The sequence below is a fragment of the Corynebacterium sp. HMSC061H03 genome (assembly GCF_001838215.1).
Lineage (GTDB): Bacteria > Actinomycetota > Actinomycetes > Mycobacteriales > Mycobacteriaceae > Corynebacterium > Corynebacterium jeikeium_D.
Genome location: NZ_KV836053.1, coordinates 1 through 455, shown reverse-complemented (window position 1 = coordinate 455; position 455 = coordinate 1). Strand labels below are relative to the sequence as shown.

Sequence of the window (455 nt, the reverse complement as noted above, 5' to 3'; positions counted from 1 at the left end):
CGAGCAAGACGCCCGCGGCTGGCCTGATCAGCGTGATAGGCATCGTAGATACCATCGACGCTGTTGCGTGCGATTTCACGACTGATAGTGGATTGACTACGACAGACTATCTGGGCGATACGCCGGTGCGAATGACCTGCCCGCAGGCAATCGGCAATAAGTAAGCGTTCCGTCAGCCCTAGCCGCCGACCAGCGCCAACACGAGATACATCACCAGGTGTTATCCGACTGCGGGTATTCATAGTGGTTAAACTAGCCCGCCGGTTATACACCGTGGTTGTGCACACCCCAGCCTGCGCGGCAATCTCGGCAACACTATATGAGCCGGCCATAAGCATCTCGTAGATCACGCGATGCTTATGCATCATCGATAACTTCGGGTAGTGCGATTGGTGCTGGATCTCAATTCCGGCTTGTCGCGCCCACCGCCTGACTGTTGGTGAGGGTATCCCTAA

At 56.0% G+C, this 455-nt stretch carries 1 protein-coding gene; it reads right to left on the bottom strand.

Features of this window, described 5'->3' with window-relative positions:
• The coding region (locus HMPREF2787_RS11240) for a helix-turn-helix domain-containing protein (protein ID WP_246824180.1) at positions 1–242 on the bottom strand (242 nt) is incomplete at its 3' end.
• Between the last annotated feature and the right edge of the window lie 213 nt (positions 243–455).